The organism is Chryseobacterium caseinilyticum (genome assembly GCF_014837145.1).
GTDB lineage: Bacteria > Bacteroidota > Bacteroidia > Flavobacteriales > Weeksellaceae > Chryseobacterium > Chryseobacterium caseinilyticum.
Map to the genome: position 1 here is coordinate 815,756 of NZ_JACYFS010000001.1, position 19,723 is coordinate 835,478.

At 36.5% G+C, this 19,723-nt stretch carries 16 protein-coding genes and 1 tRNA gene; 4 read left to right on the forward strand and 13 right to left on the reverse strand.

The window, feature by feature from the left end:
• Positions 1 to 2,583, reverse strand: coding sequence for a DNA gyrase subunit A (gyrA, locus tag IC610_RS03955; protein WP_191735333.1), 2,583 nt, complete (start codon positions 2,581 to 2,583; stop codon positions 1 to 3).
• A gap of 147 nt (positions 2,584 to 2,730) precedes the next feature.
• On the opposite strand from gyrA, the gene IC610_RS03960 reads away from it, so the two are divergent.
• On the forward strand, positions 2,731 to 3,045 hold the full coding sequence (locus tag IC610_RS03960) for a DUF4286 family protein (protein WP_191735334.1): 315 nt from the start codon (positions 2,731 to 2,733) through the stop codon (positions 3,043 to 3,045).
• A gap of 45 nt (positions 3,046 to 3,090) precedes the next feature.
• Here the strand turns inward: IC610_RS03960 and IC610_RS03965 are convergent, their stop codons facing one another.
• From IC610_RS03965 to uvrA, 7 genes are all read right to left on the reverse strand, one after another.
• Positions 3,091 to 3,381, reverse strand: a complete 291-nt coding sequence (locus IC610_RS03965; protein WP_191735335.1) for a hypothetical protein — start codon at positions 3,379 to 3,381, stop codon at positions 3,091 to 3,093.
• Positions 3,382 to 3,488: 107 nt separating this feature from the next.
• Positions 3,489 to 3,983 carry a GNAT family N-acetyltransferase gene (locus tag IC610_RS03970; protein ID WP_191735336.1) on the reverse strand — a complete coding sequence of 165 codons (495 nt, stop codon included), beginning with the start codon at positions 3,981 to 3,983 and terminating at the stop codon, positions 3,489 to 3,491.
• A gap of 3 nt (positions 3,984 to 3,986) precedes the next feature.
• Positions 3,987 to 4,499 (reverse strand): DUF421 domain-containing protein, encoded by a 513-nt coding sequence (locus tag IC610_RS03975; RefSeq protein ID WP_191735337.1) that lies wholly within the window; start codon positions 4,497 to 4,499, stop codon positions 3,987 to 3,989.
• 89 nt (positions 4,500 to 4,588) lie between these two features.
• Positions 4,589 to 4,993 carry a hypothetical protein gene (locus IC610_RS03980; protein ID WP_191735338.1) on the reverse strand — a complete coding sequence of 135 codons (405 nt, stop codon included), beginning with the start codon at positions 4,991 to 4,993 and terminating at the stop codon, positions 4,589 to 4,591.
• A 187-nt stretch (positions 4,994 to 5,180) separates the two neighbouring features.
• The gene (locus IC610_RS03985; RefSeq protein WP_191735339.1) at positions 5,181 to 6,074 is read right to left on the reverse strand and encodes an HNH endonuclease; all 894 of its coding nucleotides are present in this window, start codon (positions 6,072 to 6,074) and stop codon (positions 5,181 to 5,183) included.
• Positions 6,074 to 8,401, reverse strand: coding sequence for an AAA family ATPase (locus IC610_RS03990; RefSeq protein WP_191735340.1), 2,328 nt, complete (start codon positions 8,399 to 8,401; stop codon positions 6,074 to 6,076). Before IC610_RS03990 ends, IC610_RS03985 begins: the two co-directional genes overlap by 1 nt.
• A 77-nt stretch (positions 8,402 to 8,478) precedes the next feature.
• Positions 8,479 to 11,307: an excinuclease ABC subunit UvrA gene (gene uvrA / locus IC610_RS03995; protein WP_191735341.1), complete on the reverse strand. Its 2,829-nt coding sequence runs from the start codon at positions 11,305 to 11,307 to the stop codon at positions 8,479 to 8,481.
• A gap of 195 nt (positions 11,308 to 11,502) precedes the next feature.
• Between uvrA and IC610_RS04000 the strand changes: the two genes are divergently transcribed.
• From IC610_RS04000 to IC610_RS04010, 3 genes are all read left to right on the forward strand, one after another.
• Positions 11,503 to 12,072 carry a Crp/Fnr family transcriptional regulator gene (locus IC610_RS04000; protein WP_191735342.1) on the forward strand — a complete coding sequence of 190 codons (570 nt, stop codon included), beginning with the start codon at positions 11,503 to 11,505 and terminating at the stop codon, positions 12,070 to 12,072.
• Positions 12,073 to 12,208: 136 nt separating this feature from the next.
• Positions 12,209 to 12,889: a type 1 glutamine amidotransferase domain-containing protein gene (locus IC610_RS04005; protein ID WP_191735343.1), complete on the forward strand. Its 681-nt coding sequence runs from the start codon at positions 12,209 to 12,211 to the stop codon at positions 12,887 to 12,889.
• A gap of 22 nt (positions 12,890 to 12,911) precedes the next feature.
• Positions 12,912 to 13,211, forward strand: a complete 300-nt coding sequence (locus IC610_RS04010) for a putative quinol monooxygenase (RefSeq protein WP_191735344.1) — start codon at positions 12,912 to 12,914, stop codon at positions 13,209 to 13,211.
• A 65-nt stretch (positions 13,212 to 13,276) separates the two neighbouring features.
• On the opposite strand, the gene IC610_RS04015 is transcribed toward IC610_RS04010, so the two are convergent.
• The 5 genes from IC610_RS04015 to IC610_RS04035 form a co-directional block, all read right to left on the reverse strand.
• A complete protein-coding gene (locus tag IC610_RS04015) occupies positions 13,277 to 13,657 on the reverse strand; it encodes a hypothetical protein (RefSeq protein ID WP_191735345.1) in 381 nt (126 codons plus the stop codon).
• A 28-nt stretch (positions 13,658 to 13,685) separates the two neighbouring features.
• Positions 13,686 to 13,759 (reverse strand) — tRNA-Ala (locus IC610_RS04020).
• A 196-nt stretch (positions 13,760 to 13,955) separates the two neighbouring features.
• Complete coding sequence (locus IC610_RS04025; protein WP_191735346.1) at positions 13,956 to 15,371, reverse strand: efflux transporter outer membrane subunit; 1,416 nt, start codon at positions 15,369 to 15,371, stop codon at positions 13,956 to 13,958.
• 21 nt (positions 15,372 to 15,392) lie between these two features.
• The gene (locus IC610_RS04030) at positions 15,393 to 18,539 is read right to left on the reverse strand and encodes an efflux RND transporter permease subunit (protein WP_191735347.1); all 3,147 of its coding nucleotides are present in this window, start codon (positions 18,537 to 18,539) and stop codon (positions 15,393 to 15,395) included.
• Complete coding sequence (locus IC610_RS04035) at positions 18,539 to 19,723, reverse strand: efflux RND transporter periplasmic adaptor subunit (RefSeq protein ID WP_191735348.1); 1,185 nt, start codon at positions 19,721 to 19,723, stop codon at positions 18,539 to 18,541. Before IC610_RS04035 ends, IC610_RS04030 begins: the two co-directional genes overlap by 1 nt.

Genomic DNA, 19,723 nt, shown 5'->3' on the forward strand with positions numbered 1-19,723 from the left:
TTATTCTTCAGAATCAGAATTCTCAGTTTCTTCTGCCCCATTTTCGTTTTGTGGCAAATCTTCTGTTGCATTTTCTGGGTTATCAGCTATATTTTCGTTTTCTCCCTCCAATTCTTCATCCTCCGGAATATCTTTATCCATCGCAACTTTTGCAATTGCAGCGATTTCGTCATTTTTCTTCAGGTTGATCATTCTTACTCCCTGAGTATTTCTACCCATCACTCTCATTTCATCCATTCCCATTCTGATGGCAACACCGGATTTGTTGATGATCATTAGACCGTCGTCGTCAGTAACGTTCTGAATAGCGATAAGGTTTCCTGTTTTATCGGTGATATTTAAAGTAATTACCCCTTTTCCACCTCTGTTGGTTTCTCTGTAGTCTAAAACGGCAGTTCTTTTACCATAACCTTTTTCAGAAACTACCAAAACAGTTTCGTTTTCAAGATCATTTGCAACGATCATACCGATTACTTCGTCGTTCTCTTCCAAAGTAATTCCGCGTACACCGATAGAACTTCTTCCAACTTCTCTTACTTTTTCTTCAGGGAAACGGATGCATTTTCCATTTTTGGTAGCGATCATGATCTGAGATGTTCCATTCGTTAAATAAGCACCTAACAACTGGTCATTATCTCTGATTTCAATAGCATTTACACCGTTTATTCTCGGTCTTGAATATGCTTCCAGTGAAGTCTTTTTGATGGTTCCGTTTTTGGTCACCATCACCACACTCATTTGGTTGACGTATTCTGCATCTTTTAAATTATTGGTTCTGATGTAAGCTTTAATTTTATCATCAGGCTCAATATTAATCAGGTTCTGAACTGCTCTTCCTTTTGATATTTTTGATCCTTCCGGAATTTCAAAAACTCTCAGCCAGTAACATCTTCCCTTTTCGGTGAAGAATAACATATACTGGTGGTTGGTTGCCGAAACAATATATTCCAGGAAATCTGAATCTCTTGTTGTCGCCGCTTTATTACCAACGCCACCTCTGCTCTGAACTTTGTATTCTGAAAGCAACGTTCTCTTCACGTACCCTGCGTGAGAAATGGTAAGAACCACCTCTTCGTTCGGGATGATGTCTTCGATAGACATTTCACCTCCTGAATAGTCGATTTCAGTTCTTCTTTCGTCGCCGTATTTCTCTCTTACTTCAACCAATTCTTCCTTAATAATCTCGAATCTTCTTCCTTCATTAGCTAAGATATCTTCGAGGTTTGCAATTTCTTTCATAATTGCATCGTACTCATCACGGATTTTGTCGAGCTCCATTCCTGTAAGACGTGCAAGACGTAAGTCAAGAATTGCCTGAGCCTGAATGTCTGAAAGTTCAAATTCCGTCATCAAACCTTCTTTCGCAGCCTGCGGATTGGAAGAGTGACGTATGATGGAAATGGCTTTATCTAAAGCATCCTGAGTTCCGATCACTTTCATGAAACCTTCAAGAATATGAGCTCTCTCCTTCGCTTTTCTAAGCTCGTACTGAGTTCTTCTTACGATTATTTCATGTCTGTGCTCTACAAAATGGTGAATAATATCCTTTACATTCAACTGCTCCGGTCTTCCGTGTACCAATGCAATATTGTTTACACTGAAAGACGTCTGAAGCGACGTATATTTATAAAGCATATTTAAAACCACATTCGGAATAGCATCATTCTTTAGTTCGTATACGATACGCATACCTCTTCTGTCAGATTCATCTCTGATTTCGTAGATTCCAGGAATTTTATCGTCTTTCACCAACTCCGCAGTTCTGGCAATCATCTCTGCTTTGTTCACCTGATACGGAATTTCGCTTACGATAATCGCATTTCGGTTGTGAACTTCTTCAAAACCTACTTTAGCTCTTAAAACTACACGTCCTCTTCCTGTATGGAAAGCATCTCTCACACCGTCGTAACCATAGATAATACCACCGGTAGGGAAATCCGGAGCAATGATGTGCTGCATCAGTTCATCAATAGTGATTTCTCTGTTATCGATATAAGCACAGATTGCATTGATCGACTCAGTTAAGTTATGCGGCGCCATATTGGTGGCCATACCAACAGCAATACCTGAAGTTCCGTTTACCAAAAGGTTAGGAATTTTCGAAGGCATTACGCTTGGTTCAGTTAAACTGTCGTCAAAGTTATTTTGAAAGTCTACCGTTTCTTTATCAAGATCAGATAAAATTTCGTCTGAAATTTTCTTAAGTCTTGCCTCGGTGTAACGCATTGCTGCAGGTGGATCTCCATCCATTGAACCGAAGTTACCCTGCCCATCAACCTGTGGATAACGTAAGCTCCAGTCCTGAGCCATTCTTACCATGGCATCGTAAACTGAAGAGTCACCGTGAGGGTGATATTTACCTAAAACGTCTCCAACGATTCTGGCAGATTTTAAATATTTTCTGTTTGAAAAAACCCCTAATCCATACATACCGTACAATACCCTTCTGTGTACAGGTTTAAGGCCATCTCTCACGTCCGGAAGTGCTCTGGAAACAATTACCGACATAGAATAGTCGATGTAAGATGACTTCATTTCATCAACAATGTTAATAGGAATCAGTCTTTCTCCTTCTTTTTGCATATAAAAGTTTATTATTATGATAATCAGAGCGTTATTCACACATCTGAAAAATATTTATTTCGGCTAAATTATAACGTGCTAATTTAAGAAAAAAATACCGATTTTTGCCTGAGAATTGCATCTAAAATATTAAATAAATCATAAAATATGAGTGTTCTCAGTATTACCTTTCACTGCCCCAAAAACAACCTTGAAGAATGGACAAAATATGTTGACGAAGAGTTGTTTCTTATGACAGAAAATCTTCTTGACGTCAATAAATATATTCTTTCTGAAGTACAGAGCGACTTTATTGAAGAGGGTAAAAACTACAATCTTCTGCTCATCTTTGATGATGCTGAGTACCGTGAAGATTTTATCAAAAGTGAACTTCAGAATATTGCAGACCGCATCGAAATGAAGTTTGGGCAGGATATCATGATTTTCAATACCTTCCTCGATCCTATCAAAAGTAAAATGTAGAAAAAACAAAACCGGCTGCTTCTCTGAAACAGTCGATTTTTTTTATTAGCGATTAATCACAATTACTGTCTGTCTTGGCGGTACGTGTCTGTAATATTGTCTTACAGGTCTGTGATGCACTACAGGACGGTAATATCTGTGTCTTACAGGTTTTCTGTAATGGGTAACATATCTGGCAGGTCTTCTGTGATGATGAGCTGCTCTTTTATGATAATGTTTAGCAGATTTGAAATGATGTTTTTTATGTTTATGATGTCTCTGAGCATCTACAGTATTAAAGCTTGCAGAAAAGACCAGCAGGAGAAATGCTCCTAAAATTTTAACAAAACTCTTCATATTTCCATTGTTTTTAAATTTCTGAAAAAAAAGCAACAATGAAAATGCCAATAACAGTTTATGATTGTAAATACAGTAATTTTTAAGAAACTTTATAACGTTTTATGTTAAAATATAATCTCACTGCGTCTTTCAAGCATGACGACATCCTTCCATTTCCCATCGAGTTTTCCCAGTTTTTCTCTGGTACCAAGAATTTTGAATCCAAATTTCTGATGAAAATGTATTGAAATTTCATTTTCCGGAAATATGTTGGCCTGCAATGTCCAGAAACCATGTTCTTCACTGTCGGCGATTAATTTTCTCAATAACATTGTTCCGAGTCCTTTTCCCTGATACGCGTTATCAAAATAAATGCTGATCTCTGCAACACCTTTGAAACAGTCTCTTTTGCTGACCGACTTCAGTGCACACCATCCGATCACTTCACTTTTTCCGTTTTCAAGAATCCAGCGGCAGTCGTTCAAGAACTCCATATCCCACGCTTCTTCTGTAGGAACCGTTGTTTCGAAAGTGGCAATTCCACCGTCAATTCCCTGCTGAAAGATTTCCAGAACCCGTTTCTCATCTCCCGGACGCATTTCCCGTAATTCGTAATACATTTTTTAGTGATATTTTCTTTTATTTTTTCGTTTTATTCTGGTGTAATGGGTCTGTTCTCCGGTCTTATCCATAGATACAACACTGATGTTGCCATCCACTTCAAGAATGGAGAGTCTAACATTTTTAATTCCATCAACACCGTGTTCTCTTATGGATTCTTCCAGTTCATCTTCAGTAATTTTCACTCTGTTTAAAGCAGGTTCATCAATCTTTCCGTCTCTTATCAGAATCACAGGATCTTCTTCCAGAAAACTTTTAAATTTTGGATTTTTAAACATGATCCGTTTCAAAACAAAATTGGCTGCAAAAAGTACGAGAGCTGCGATAATCCCGCCCTGAAGCGAAGTATCAGGACCAACCATGGCATTCTGAACGGCATTTGAAATAAGAAGCAGCAAAACCACATCACCGGCATTGAGCTGTGACAGCTGGTTTTTACCAAACACACGAATGGCGATCACCATAAAAAGGTAAACGCAAAGTGAGCGGAACACCACATTCAGTATCTCTTCCAAAATCTAAATTTTAAACATCAAATTTAATGAATTAACGGCAATAAAAAACTGCCCGTGAAGGCAGTTCTGAAAAATATATGATAAGTCATTTATCTGTTGTTGATATCCACTCTTACAGGCATTACGAAACTTGAGGCAAGCATTTTTTCGTTCATTTTCGATGAATCAATTCTGTAGTGAAGGTTGCTGAGGATTTTTTCAATCTCTTTGCTTACCACTTTGCAATCTCCTTTAGATTTTACATTGATGATTTTTCCGTTTTCCGAAACATCAAATTTCACTTCAGAATTTACAATTCCCTGCTGGTAATCCTGATTGGTAAAATCAAAATTGGCCATCAGCTGGTTTCTGATTTCATTAAAAGCGTCGGCCTTAGCCAGCTGAACTTCTTTGATGGTATTGTCTGAAGATATCTGAGCTTTCGCAGTATTAAAAATGGATGCAAATGCAAATACGAAAAGTGAAGCTGCGAATATTTGAATTTTATTTTTCATATGTCTTTAATTTTTAGAGTTAATTGTTGTTGTTTCTTATTTTCTAATTCAAAGATATATAAATAAATTCATATAAATTTTACATTCAGTTAACATTGGGTTAACATTGAAAATTAAAATATTGATTTTCAATGGTTTAAATTTCTAAAATAATTGAAAAGTTAACATTGGAATGATTATAATTGACTTAAATGTTTTTTTTGAGCTCTTCAATGATATCATGCTTAAATTTTGAGAAGGGTCTTTTGTGGTAATCATCTTTCTTAATTTCTATGCCAAATACCATTCTGTACGCTTCTTCTTGAGATAGACTTAAACCTTCAAAAGTTTTGTTACAAAGAATGTCTAAATAGTTTTGAGAATATTTATAGCGTAAATCATAAAGATCTTTCAATTCTTTGCCAGACTGTGCTTCATATATTTCTCTCAACTTATTAAATTTGATTGTTTGTTCATTTTTAAGATTTGAATTATTCTGTACAAGCCAAATTTTTGGTTCATTGTATTTATCAAAATCATAACTAAAAGAAAAATCTATTGAATCAGAATATGGATGAACTAAATTTTCTAATGCTTTTTCCCAATCATATTCTTTTGCTTGCCCTTTAATATGATTACAAGAAGAACAACTTGGTATCAAATTGTAAAAACTTAATGCCAGAATTGGAAAATCAGCCTTTGGAAACCAATGGTCTAACTGAGCGCGAGTGTGATTGCTTTCTAGATCAAATTGTAATGTATAATTTCTGTTACAATAAACGCAGGTATCAATATTTAATAAATTTAAAAATTCTTTACCAAAATATCTTTGAAAATGTTCTTTGTAGGCTCTTTCTTTAAAACAAGTTTTCAAATTTTCGGTGTTTTGATCAGTAATTGTATTTTTAAATTTTTGATGAACTTTTAAAAGCAATTCAGGTTTTCCTTGAATAAGAATGTTTTTATATTGTTTTAGGAACTTTCTTGTAGAAATTTCTAAAAGCCCACTAGCTATTCTTTCATCAATTATTTTATCAATTATTTCAGAAACTTTTTCATAGTAAAATTTAACTGCTCTAGGATTGGGGTTTAATTTAAACATTATAAGCCAAATTTATTTTTTAAATATTCTATTTCTTTTTCAGCTAACTCTTTTTGAAAATCTTTTTCAGGTTTCAATTCATCAATCATTTCAGCAAGTTTCATTTTAACTATTTTCTCATCAATAAGTTCGATAATCTTTTTATATTTTTCATACTCATCCTCATCAATTTTATAAGGTTGCTGAGAAATACTATTTTTTTTATATTTTTCAATGTTTATCCATCGAATTGTATTCTCAATCTTCCCCTTTGCAAAATCTCCAATTAAGCCATCGCTAATAAAAAAGCTATCAGCAAGTAAATCGGTAATATTTGCACCAAAAGACTGCTTTGGTTTATCTTTTTGATCTAGTACTCTTGTTTTATCTCGTTCTTTTTTTAAATAAACAACATTGCTATTTGGAATGTCAGATAAAGTTAAAGGATCGTGTGTTGTTATTATTATTTGGAGATTTTCATCTGAAAATAAAACTGAAAATACAGTTGTGATTGCGTATATAAATTTTCTTTTCCATTCAGGATGAAAGCCTAAATCAGCTTCGTCAAGTAAAATATTCAAATTTTGCCAACCGTAATGCTTTATATTCTCTTGAACTTTAAACTCAAAAAACTGAGCAAAAAGATTTAAAAGAGACTTTTCACCATATGAGAAATTTTTGCCGATATCGTAATAAAAAAGTTCTTTTTCATTACTAGGTAAAGAATTAAAATAAGTTCTTATACCTTGATTTAGAGCAAGAAAGTTTTGCATTTTCACGAGCATATCTTGTGCTGCTAAATCGAATTTTATTTCGCTATCAGATAAATTTTCTTTTAAAAAATAATAAATGTTTCTTATTGAGAAAATTCCTTGTAAATCGTTATTCATTTTTCTACGAACATCATCTATTTTAATTCCATTGGAAGAGATTCCATATTTTAATATTTCTTCTTTTATCAATGTTTCATCAGCATTCAGTAATTCATTTCCAAATTTTTCTAGTATTTTTTTATAAATGAAACCATGATTTTGCGCAAAGTATTTGTGTAAAAATTGATTTAATATTGCTTCAAAATTATCTTCGTTACTATTGATTAAATTTCTAACATTATTGTAGTTATATTGTTTGAAGTTAGCTTCTAATCCAGTAATGGCAAAAGTGTCATTCAATATAAGTAAAGAAAGGATATTCACTTCAAAATTTTTCAATAAATTACCTTCTTCATGTGTTTTTCCAGAATTTGAATTGGTAAATATTGGATATTTTTTCCAAACTTCATCTAATAAATTTGTAGTACTTGCTGCAGTTTCAATATTTTGTATAATTGAATACAACCTTTCTTTGTGATTCTGATTTAAATCTCGAAAGGTAATTCCATCAATTTCCTCATTGTTATTTTTGGTTAAAGTAATTTTTTTTGGAAGATTAAAATAGTGTTGTTCTATTGTAGTTTCAACATGAATTTCTGAATTTAGAGCATTTGAGATTATGTCTGTAAATATGCGAAGCAGATTTGGAGTATCTGATATTTCAATAATAAACCTATTAAATTGTATTTCCTTTATAATTTCTTCTTTTTCAAATTTGTCTTCATTTAATCTCTCAATTAATCTTTCGAAGTCATGGTCGAAATCATCTCTAATTTTTTTTAGAATATTCGTAAAACCAATATTCGTATCAATATAAATTTTTCTCAAGTCCCATTTTGAAAGTGGATTTGATTTTATTTGTAAAAAATCAAACTTTGGAAAATCTTGATAAGCTTTTTTTAAATCATCAATAATAGGATTGTTCATCAATTGAATTTGCAAAAGAAGATTTCTATCTTCAATTTCGTTAATACTATCATCTATATTTTTAGAATTTAAAGGAAGAAAAGAACTAATTTTTTTAATTCCTCTGTCGTAAGCATTAGAAAAATATAAGCTTTCATGCAATGATGTTTTAAATTCGTCTAATACAAAACCACTAGCAATGAAAATATCATTACTAGCATTTATAATATTCTCATTTTTATCTTTATTTCCTGTTCTGTTTTGAATATAACAAGTATTACCATCTTCATAAAGTAAAATATATTTTGAGTTTTCACGAAAATCACTATTAATTATTTTAAGCACATTTGTTTTTCCTGATCCATTTTCCCCAACAATTGCAGACACCATAGATATATTTTCTCCCCAAAATCCCTCTATAAAATTTGGATTTTCTGCTCTCGTAATATTATGTTGATTTTCTATATTTTCTTTTGCAGATATCTTATAGAAATATTTTCCTCCTAGATTAATTGTTTGTGTTTCAGAAAAAAGGAAGTTCTTTTTTATATAGATTGCTACGAGTTTCATTTTTATTCGTTTTCCCCAAAAATAAATAAAAAAACCACAATTTGCATTGTGGTTTTCCTCATTATGTGATTAATATTTTACATCTCCTTTTTCAGATACTTCCCTGTCAGAGATTTTTTAGATTTGATAATTTCTTCAGGCGTTCCTTTTGCAATAATTTCACCGCCATGTTTTCCTCCTTCAGGACCTACATCGATAATATGATCGGCCAGTTTAATGACATCCATATTGTGTTCGATGATGATGAATGAATTTCCTAATTCCACCAGTTTATTTATCGCATCCATCAGGATTTTCACGTCTTCAAAATGAAGTCCAGTTGTTGGTTCGTCAAGAATATAAAGCGTATTTCCTGTCTGTCTTTTTGCAAGCTCTGTAGCCAGTTTGATACGCTGAGCCTCACCGCCGGAAAGCGTTGTTGACTGCTGCCCCATCGTGATGTAACCCAAACCGACATCCTGCAGAGTTTTCACTCTTGCAAAAATCTTTGGAATCGGCTGGAAGAAATCTACAGCTTCATCAATCGTCATTTCCAGTACATCTGAAATCGATTTTCCTTTGTAACGGACTTCCAGTGTTTCTCTGTTGAAACGTTTTCCGTTGCAGGTTTCACAGTGAACATAAACATCGGGTAAAAAGTTCATTTCAATAACCTTTAAACCGCCTCCCTGACAGGTTTCGCACCGTCCGCCTTTCACGTTGAAAGAAAATCTTCCGGGCTTGTAACCACGGATTTTAGATTCAGGCAATTCTGAAAATAAATTTCGGATGTCTGTAAACATTCCTGTGTAAGTCGCAGGATTTGAGCGCGGCGTTCTGCCTATCGGTGTCTGGTCAACATCAACAATCTTATCGATATTGTCAAGACCTTCAATTTTTTTGAATGGCAAAGGTTCCTGAACGGCTCTGTAGAAATGCTTGTTCAGAATCGGATATAAAGTTCCGTTAATCAGAGATGATTTTCCGCTTCCTGAAATTCCGGTTACAACCACGAGTTTTCCCAACGGAATATCAAGCGTTACATTTTTAAGATTATTTCCTGTTGCACCTTTTAAAACTATACTTTTTCCATTTCCTTCTCTTCTTACTTGCGGAATGGCAATTTTTCTCTTTCCGTTGATGTAATCTGCAGTGATGGTGTCGGCTTTCAGCAAGTCTTTCGGTTTTCCCTGCCAAAGAATTTCGCCTCCGAATTTACCAGCTCTCGGACCGATATCCAAAACTTCGTCGGCTTCCATAATCATATCTTTGTCGTGTTCCACCACCAAAACAGAGTTTCCGATGTCACGGAGATTTTTCAGGGAGTTGATCAGTCTTTCGTTGTCTCTCTGGTGTAAACCGATGCTTGGTTCATCCAGAATATAAAGAACATTTACAAGCTGAGAGCCGATTTGTGTTGCCAGACGGATTCTCTGGGATTCTCCACCTGAAAGGGTTTTTGAGCTTCTACTTAAACTTAGATAATCCAAACCGACATCCAGCAAAAACTGAAGTCTGGTTTCGATTTCCTTTAAAATTTCGTGAGCAATAATTCCGTTTTTCTCTGAAAATTTATCTTTTACGTCTCTTAGCCAGTCTTTCAGATCAGATAAACTTAAGCCATTGATTTCAGCGATATTTTTTCCGTCAATTTTAAAACTTAAACTTGATGCCTGAAGACGTGCACCTTTACATTCAGGACAGGTTTCTTCTGTGGTGAAATGTCTCTCGAGTAAAATCGCTTCGTAAGATTCTCTTTCCTCGATCAGTTCTTCCATAAAAGGAATTAAACCATCAAAACTTACTTTGATTTTCTTGGTAATTCCTGCGTATTTTAAATCTTTATTGAATTCTTTGTGACATCCGTTGTACATATAATCCAGAGCTTCGGCCGGAATATCTTTGAACGGAGTTGACAGGCTCAGACCAAATATTTCAAGAATATTTTTGATCTGTGAAAGGATGTATTTGTTGGATTTAATATCTTCCAAAGGCAGCAGACCTCCCTGATTGATTGATAATTTAGGATTTTCAACAAAATAATCGGTGTTGATTTTTTTGATAGTTCCCAAGCCTTTACAGCTTGGGCAGCTTCCCTTCGGAGAATTGAATGAAAATGTATTCGGCTCCGGTAAGGCCAGTGAATGACCGGTTTCGGCATCCATTAAATTTTTAGAAAAATACTCAATGTCTGTTGTTCCCAGTTTCTGAATTCCGATCAGACCTTCGCCCATTTCCATCGCAGTTCGCAGGGATTTTTCCATTCTTGACTCCGAAGCAGATTCACCGATGATCCAACGGTCTACAACGATATCGATGTCGTGGGTTTTGTAACGGTCAAGTTTCAAATCGTATTCAATATCCTGAAGTTCACCGTCGATTCTTGCCTGCCCGTACCCTTTTTTGGCCATCTGCACGAAAAGTTCATGGTAATGTCCCTTTCTTGAACGTACAACCGGCGCCATCAGCATTATTTTTTCGCCTTTATAATTTTCTTTAATGGCATCCAGAATCTGATCTTCAGTATAACTTACCAGCTTTTTTCCTGTCGTCTGAGAATAAGCATCTGAAACTCTTGCGAATAGAAGACGCAGATAATCGTACAATTCAGTAACAGTTCCTACGGTTGAACGGGGATTTTTGTTGGTTGTTTTCTGCTCGATTGCGATCACGGGAGATAGTCCTTCGATTTTATCAACATCAGGACGTTCCAATCCACCTAAAAACTGTCTGGCATAAGCAGAAAATGTTTCGATGTAACGGCGCTGTCCCTCAGCAAAAATGGTATCAAAAGCCAGTGAAGATTTTCCGCTTCCTGAAAGTCCTGTGATTACCACCAGTTCATTGCGCGGAATTTTAACATCAATGTTTTTAAGATTGTGTTCTCTGGCTCCGTAAACTTCTATATATTCTTTAGATTCGCTCATAATTTGGGGTGACTTTACATGAAAATCACGATGTGCAAAATTACGGAATTTTATGGAATTGTGGCTGTTAAAAATTGTTAGATTGACGGTCTGACTCAAGGTTTAAAATATGCTTTCAGTTTAAAGTTCACACGAATATTCAAATAGAATCTTGTTTCCTCTTTTTACTTAAATTTACAGATAATTTACAGAGAAATGGACAGACTGAGAGAACATATTGAGGAGATCATTAGCATTACAGATGAAGAATTTGCGCGTATCAAAACATTTTTCACTATAAAAAATGTTCGGAAAAATCAGTTTCTCGTTCACGAAGGCGATGAAGTGAAATATGAATTTCTGACTCTGGATGGAATTTATAAAGTTTTTTACGTGGACGAAAGCGGAAAAGAACACATCATTCAGTTTGCAAAAAAGAACTGGTGGATGACGGATTACATTGGATTTTTCAGTCAAAAAAATGCAACGATGTTTGTAGAATGCCTGCAGGACGGTGCTGTAGCCTGTCTTACACTGGAAGGACGAGAAAAACTTGCAACAGAATTTCACAAAATGGAACATTTTTTCAGAATAAAACTGACTAACGGTTACATTGCTTTACAGCAGAGAATTATACTTTTATTATCCAGCACGCCACAGCAGCGGTATCAAGAGTTTTCGCGGTTGTATCCTGATCTTATTTCTCATATTCCAAAAAAATATGTTGCAGAATATCTGGGTGTAAGTCGGGAAACTTTAAGCAGATTATATTCCAACGGTAAATGATTTTTTAAATTTAAAATACAAAGTGTGATTCCGGTCACACTTTTTTTGTGACTTGGCTCCTTCTCTTCAGGCATTCGGTCGATGTACATTTGCTTTAGAAATTTAAATAAAAAATCATTCAATTAAAATTTTAATTATGAAAGCAAAAGTATTAATCATCGTCTCCAACGCAAATTCTATTGGAAAAAACAATAGAAGAACCGGAACTTTTTTACCCGAGGTAGCACATCCTTACGCAGAATTTCAGAAAGCAAATTTCGATGTAGATTTTGCAAGTCTTACGGGCGAATCACCATTTTTGGATGCCTTAAATTTAGCAGATGATCCGGATAACTTAAAATTCCTGACCGGAAAAGGCTGGGACGACATGCACAAAGCTGCAAAACTTTCTGAAGTTGATGTCAATAATTACGATGTAGCTTTTATTCCCGGTGGTTTGGCTCCGATGGTCGATATGCCGGAAAACGATGAACTGAAAAAGGTAATCGCAGATGTTTATGAAAGAGACGGTATTGTTGCTGCGGTTTGTCACGGTCCTGTTTCATTTCTCAATGTAAAATTAAGTGACGGAACTTATCTTGTGAATGGGAAAAACATCACCTCTTTCACAACCGAAGAAGAAGATAATTATGCGAGAACTGATGTCCCTTTTGATTTGCAGACTGCATTATCCGAACAAGGTGCCATTTTCCATGCTGCTGAGGCATGGTCTGAAAACAGTATTTCAGATGGAAATCTGATCACAGGTCAAAATCCTGCTTCAGCAAAAGGTGTTGGTGAAAAAATTGTTGCTCTTCTGGAGAGCAGAAAGGCTTAGTTTAATTTAAAATTAAAAAAAAATGGATACGAAAAAAGTATTTGTTCATGCAAAATGGGAGGTGAAAGAAGGAAAATCTGAAACCGTCATTCAGCTGATGAGAGAAGCAGCAGAGAAGAGTTCTCAGGAAGAAGGAAATCTGTTTTATAAAGTTCACCAAAGCCAGACAGACCGCAATACATTGATTCTGTATGAGGGATATGCAAATGAAGCAGCAGTTGAGCTTCACCGCAATTCAGATCATTTTAAAGAGATTGTTTTGGAACAGGTAGTTCCTTTGCTGGAAAGCAGAGAAGTGATTTTAATGAATCAGTTATTTTAAAAAAGTTTAAATCAAAAAAAACCACAGTTTCAAAAAACTGTGGTTTTAATTATATTTTGGTAAAATTACTTTTTATCTTTTGAACCTTCCCAATTTCCGCTTCTTGCCGGTGCCGGAAGACTGTTGTCCCAAGATCCGTTACCTTTTTTCTCAGTAGTAAGCGTACCGTTGAAATTTCCTTTAGCAGGTAAAGCCAGTTCTGCAATCAACTGTCCGGATCTGTCCAGACGACCGATAATCGCAAAATTTTGATTAGTGTCGATAGAATGCATAGTGCCTGTCACTTTTCCGTCGTCGGCGACTACAAAATTCCAATCACCTTTATCATTTGTTCCGGTGTAGGTTCCGGACCACGTTCCGATGTAATCAACTAAAGTTAAATCGTCATCAGAATTACAGCTGATGAACATTACAGCCATTAACGCAAGTAAAAAAAATTTCTTCATAAGATTACAAGGTTTGATAAAGTTTTTGTGGAGAATACGGGGATCGAACCCGTCACCTTTAGACTGCCAGTCTAACGCTCTAGCCAGATGAGCTAATTCCCCTGTTTTCCCGTGCTTTTTACACGAAGCGGTACAAAAGTAAGTAATTAAACCATATATACAAATAATTTGTTAAAATTTATTGAAGATCTGCTGAAAATAAATGCTAATTGCTTCATATTCATCAAAAAAGAAAACGCACACTCCGAAAAGTATGCGTTTAAAACAAGATTAACTATAAAATCCTGCGGAAGAAAGATTATCTCCATCCGCCACCTAAGGCTTTATAGAGGTCTACTGCCGCTTTCATTTTGTTGTATTGGGCATTTGAAATATTAAGTTCTGCATTTAATGCATTCACATTCGCTGTAAGCACTTCAAGATAGTTTGCCATGCCGTAGTTTACCAATTCCTGCGAGAAACTTACTGAGTTTTTGTAAGCTGTAAGCTCCTTTGTTTTTAAGTCAATAAACTCATCCTGTACCGTGAAAACCCTAATCGCATCTGAAACTTCCTTGCCCGCACTGAGCACTGTTTTTCTGAAATTCAGATAAGCAATTTCTTTATTGGCCAAACTGACATCATAGTTGGTTCTGATCTGTCTTCTGTTTAAAAGCGGTTGTGCTAAACCTCCCACAACGCTTGCAAACAGAGAGTTTACACTGAATAAATGATCAATATCTACCGACTGCACCCCACCCGATCCTGTAATTCTGAATGTTGGATAAAACTGTGCTTTTGCAGAATTCGTCAGTTCGAAAGTATTGATCAGATTATATTCTGCCTGCATCACATCGGGTCTGTTTGCCAGAAGACTTGCTGAATAGCCTACTGAAATTTCAGCAGGAATTCTCTGAGATTCAAGAGTAGAACGGTTGATGGCCTGTGAAGGTTCCGCCAATAACAAACTCATTGTATTTTCAAGGATCTGAATCTGAGTTTCAATATCAATTAATGATGCCTGAGCATTGTAAACCAACGCCTCACTTTGCTGAACAGCCACTTCAGTGAGAATTCCGGCTTCCTTCAGAGCTTTCGTAGTTTCAAGATTGCTCTGTCTGATTGTAATTGTTTCAGAAATGATTCTTTTTTGCTGATCAAAAGTCAGTAGCTGGAAATAGGATGATGCCAAAGCTGCAATCAGATCATTTTTTACGGCTTTGTGAGCTGCAAGCGTTCCCCAAACTGCGGCAAGCTGAGCTTTTTCCTGAGCTTTCAGTTTACCCCAGATATCAGCTTCAAAGCCGATGCTTGCTGTAATGTCATACTGATTAACATATCTTCGTTCTCCGATGATCTGACCAAACTGTGTATTGACAGACTGTGTCTGAAATGTGTAGTTCGGACCGATGGAAACTGTAGGTTGGTAGGCTGCTTTGCTTTGTTTTAAATAAGCTTCAGCTGCTTCATAATTCTGAATGGCAATTCTGATATCGAGATTATTCTGCAAGGCTTTTTCAATATAACCCTGTAAAATGGGATCTGTAAAGATTTCGCGCCACGAAAGTTCCGCAATAGACGAAGAATCTTTTGGAAGCCTGTCTGTACGGAAAAGGTTTTCGGGAACAATGTTTTTTGGCCTTTCGTATTCTTTTCTGATGTTGCACGAAGCAACCAACGCCAAAGTAAGCACCGAAAAAGCTGTTCCTTTTATAAAGATTGATAAATTTTTCATTTTTAATAACTCTAAAATTACTTATTCGGCAAGATTAATATCTTTTTGCTTGATCGGTTTGATTTTCTCCTGCAAAGTCTGGAAAACTACATACAGTACAGGGATGACAAATACTCCTAAAATAGTTCCTATCAACAATCCGATTGCTGCTCCCGTTGCAATAGATCTGTTTCCGACAGCACCGATTCCGCTTGCCAAAACCAATGGTAAAAGACCAAAGATAAAGGCTAAAGATGTCATTAAAATCGGTCTTAATCTCGCCTTCGCTGCATTAATTGCAGAATCTACAATCGTTTCGCCGTGATGTCTTCGCTGTACTGCAAATTCGATAATCAAAATCGCATTTTTGGCCAATAATCCGACCAACATAATAAGTGCAATCTGGAAGTAGATGTTGTTTTCAAGCCCCATAATTTTCTGTCCGAAATAAGCACCCATTACCCCAAGAGGAAGTGAAATAACCACTACTAAAGGCAGAATGTAACTTTCGTACTGAGCAGAAAGGATAAAATAAACGAATACCAAACTCAAAGCAAAAATCAGTAAAGTCTGTGATCCTGAACTTAATTCTTCTCTGGTAAGACCTGTAAATTCTACATCATAATTTTGATCCAGCGTTTCTTTGGCAACAGCCTGGACCGCTGTAATCGCATCCCCCGAACTGAAGCCTGCTTTGTTGGCTCCTGTAATTTTCACCGAAGTAAATAAGTTGTAACGACCGACAGATTGCGGACCATACGTTTTAGTTAAAGTAACAAACTGTGAAATCGGCGACATCTCTCCCGAACTTGTCTTTACATAATATTGATTTAAGTTCGCAGCATCTACTCTGTCTTCAGGCAATGCCTGAATCATCACTCTGAACTGCTTTCCGTATTTTGTGAAGTCAGCTCCGTAAATTCCACCAATATAGCCCTGCATGGCAGATAAGATATCATTCACTGAAACGCCTTTCTGTTTGGCTAACGGAACATTAATTTCCATTAAATACTGAGGATATTTTGTATTGAAAGATGTCTGGGCAAATTCAATTTCCGGTCTCTGCATCAGATTTCCTATAAACTCATTAGTCTTGGCATCCAGCTGAGCAAAATCGCCTCCTGATTTATCTAAAAGTACCATCTCAAAACCTGCACTGTTACCGAATCCCGGTACACTTGGAGGCTGGAAGAATACTACTTTCGCATCAGGAACTTTTCCTGCAAGACCAAATAATCTTTTTGAAATCTCTTCGGAAGACAGGCCGTCTCCTTTTCTGTCATCGAACGGTTTCAGTTTAACGAAGGCAAGACCATTATTGCTACCGTTTCCGGAAAGTAATCCTCTACCTGTGGAAATTGTCACATTCTGAATTCCAGGAATTTTTAATGCTTCTTTCTGCAGAGTTTTCAGAACGGTATAAGTTCTTTCCATCGAAGCTCCCGGCGGAAGCTGAACATCTGTAAAGATAATTCCTCTGTCTTCGGTTGGTACGAAACCTTTTTTCATACTTCCGTTTGCCCAATAGATAATTCCTCCTGTTACAATCAGAATGACTAAAGTCACCCACTTGTGTTTAATCAGGAAATTAAATCCTCTTCCGTAACGGTCTGTAGCGGTTTTGAAACCAATATTAAATTTATAGAAGAACTTTTTAATAAAGTTTAAATCTTTATATTCTTTGTGGTGTTCTTCATGAGGCTTTAAAAATAACGAACATAAAACCGGACTCAAAGTAAGTGCATTGACTGCGGAGATAATGATCGCAATGATTAAAGTGATACCAAACTGCTGATAAAACACACCGGTAGGCCCTGTAATAAATGTTACCGGAATAAATACTGCTGCCATTACCAAGGTAATTGAGATAATCGCTCCGGTGATCTCATCCATCGCTTCAATGGTTGCTTTTTTCGCATCAGAAATTCCATTTTCCATTTTGGCGTGAACGGCTTCTACAACAACGATCGCATCATCGACCACAATACCAATGGCCAGTACTAAAGCGAATAAAGTTAAAAGGTTTAATGAATATCCAAACAGATTCAGGAAAAAGAATGTTCCCACAATCGAAACCGGAACCGCAATCGCCGGAATTAAAGTAGATCTGAAATCCTGTAAAAATATATAAACTACGATAAATACAAGAATAAATGCCTCGATCAAAGTATGAATTACCTTTTCAATTGATGCGTCCAGGAATTCGTTTGTATCAAAGTTAAAAGTATATTTTACACCTTCCGGATAAGAGCCTTCATTTTCTTTCAGCTGTTTTTTAATATTTTCAATAATCTCCTGAGCATTTGATCCCGGAGTCTGGAAAACCCCCATACTGATGGAAGGATAATCACCGTTTTCACCTACTCCTGAATAAGAAAGACCGCCTAATTCTACTTTAGCAACATCTTTCAGCATTAAATTCTGTCCGTCGGGCAAAGATTTGATAATGATGTCGTCATACTGCTCTTTCTCACTGAATTTTCCGACATATTTAATGATATATTCAAAAGAACTTCCGCTGTTTTGTCCTAAAGAACCTGCAGCTGCTTCTCTACTCTGATCATTGATGGCATTGGTCACTTCAGCAGGTGTAATTCCGTAAGCTGCCAATTTTGCAGGATCGAGCCAGATTCTCATCGAATAGTTTTTTCCACCAAAAACGTTGGCTTCACCTACTCCATTAATCCTCTGAAGATCTGGAATAACGTTAATATTCAGAAAGTTCTGAAGATAAACATCGTCAATATTTTTGTTTTCAGAATAAAAAGACAGGTACATCAAAGCACTGGTCTGCTGTTTCTGTGTTACAACTCCGGCTCTCGTTACCTCACTTGGTAGAAGCGGGGACGCTCTCGCAACACGGTTCTGTACGTTTACGGCAGCAATATCAGCATCAACACCCTGCTTAAAAAATACCTGAATCTGTGCTGAACCGTCGTTTCCGGCAGTTGACGTAATGTAATCCATTCCTTCAACACCGTTGATCTGTTCTTCCAAAGGAACGACCACACTTTTCATTACTGTTTCGGCGTTGGCTCCGGTGTAATTTGCTCTTACACTTACTGTCGCAGGTGCGATGTCAGGATATTGTGTCACCGGCAGTGCTGTAAGCCCCAAAACCCCGAGAATAACGATCAGGATTGAGATTACAGTGGATAAAACCGGTCTATTAATAAAGTTTTTGATCATTAGAATTTCGGTTTTATGGATTTCACAATCTGATCAGTTGTCGTAGGCTGCGGTTTCACTGGTGTTCCGTTTTTCAACGTTCCGGTACCGGCTGCCACTACAGGATCTCCCACTTTTACTCCATCTTTAATTAATGCTAAATTGTCGATTCTGTCAATGATATTAACGACAGCATTTCTGGCAGTGTCTTTATTAACTTTATAAACATAAACGATTCCCTGCTGTTCGTAAGTAGCACCTTCAGGTACGACAAGAACATTGTTGTAATATTTCGGAAGTCTTATTTTACCACTGTTTCCGTTGCTTAAAAGTTTTTGAGCATTGGTAAATGAAACTCTGAACTGAATAGTTCCGGTTGTAGGATCAATCTGTCCGGTAATGGCTTCCACTCTACCTTTTTCAGGATATAAGCTTCCGTTGGCCAATTCAAGCTCAACCATCGGAATATTTTTGATTTTCTGAGGCATTGTCGCACCTTCTGATTTTTCAAGGAAATCAAAATATTCCTTTTCATTCATCGAAAAGTATGCGTAAATTTCTGAAGTGTCGGAAACTGTTGTTAAAGCAGTCTGATCATTTGGCCCAACCAAACTTCCTACTCTCAAAGGTAACTTCCCTACAACACCAGAAATAGGCGCTCGGATAATAGAATAATCTACATTGGCTGCAGCTCCTTTATAATTGGCATTTGCCTGTTCTCTTGCCGCTTTTGCCTGCTGCACCTGAGCCTGAGCCTGAGCAAGATTGGCCTGTGCAGTCTGAAGCTGAACACTGCTGATGATTTTTTTATCAACCAGCGGTTTCAGTTTATTAACTTCCACCTGTGCTGCATTAACAGCGGCCTGGGCTGCTGCGATATTGGACTGTGCTGCACCAACACCAGCTTTTGCTGCGGCTGCGGTTTCATTTAAAGTATTGGTTTCCAGACGGAATAAGGGTTGACCTTTCGTCACAAATTGCCCTTCATCTACCAAAACCTGAGTGATGTAACCCTGAATTTTGGCTCTCACATCATTGTTGACTTTACCTTCAATACTTGCCGGAAAAGTCTGGTAACCTGTGATATTTCTGCTTTCAACTTTCACCACCGGAAAGGGTTTGGCGGCTTCCTGTTTAGGCTCTTCTTTCTTACAAGACGCGAGCGCCAGTGCAGCGAAAGAAAGGAGTATAAGTTTGTTATTCAT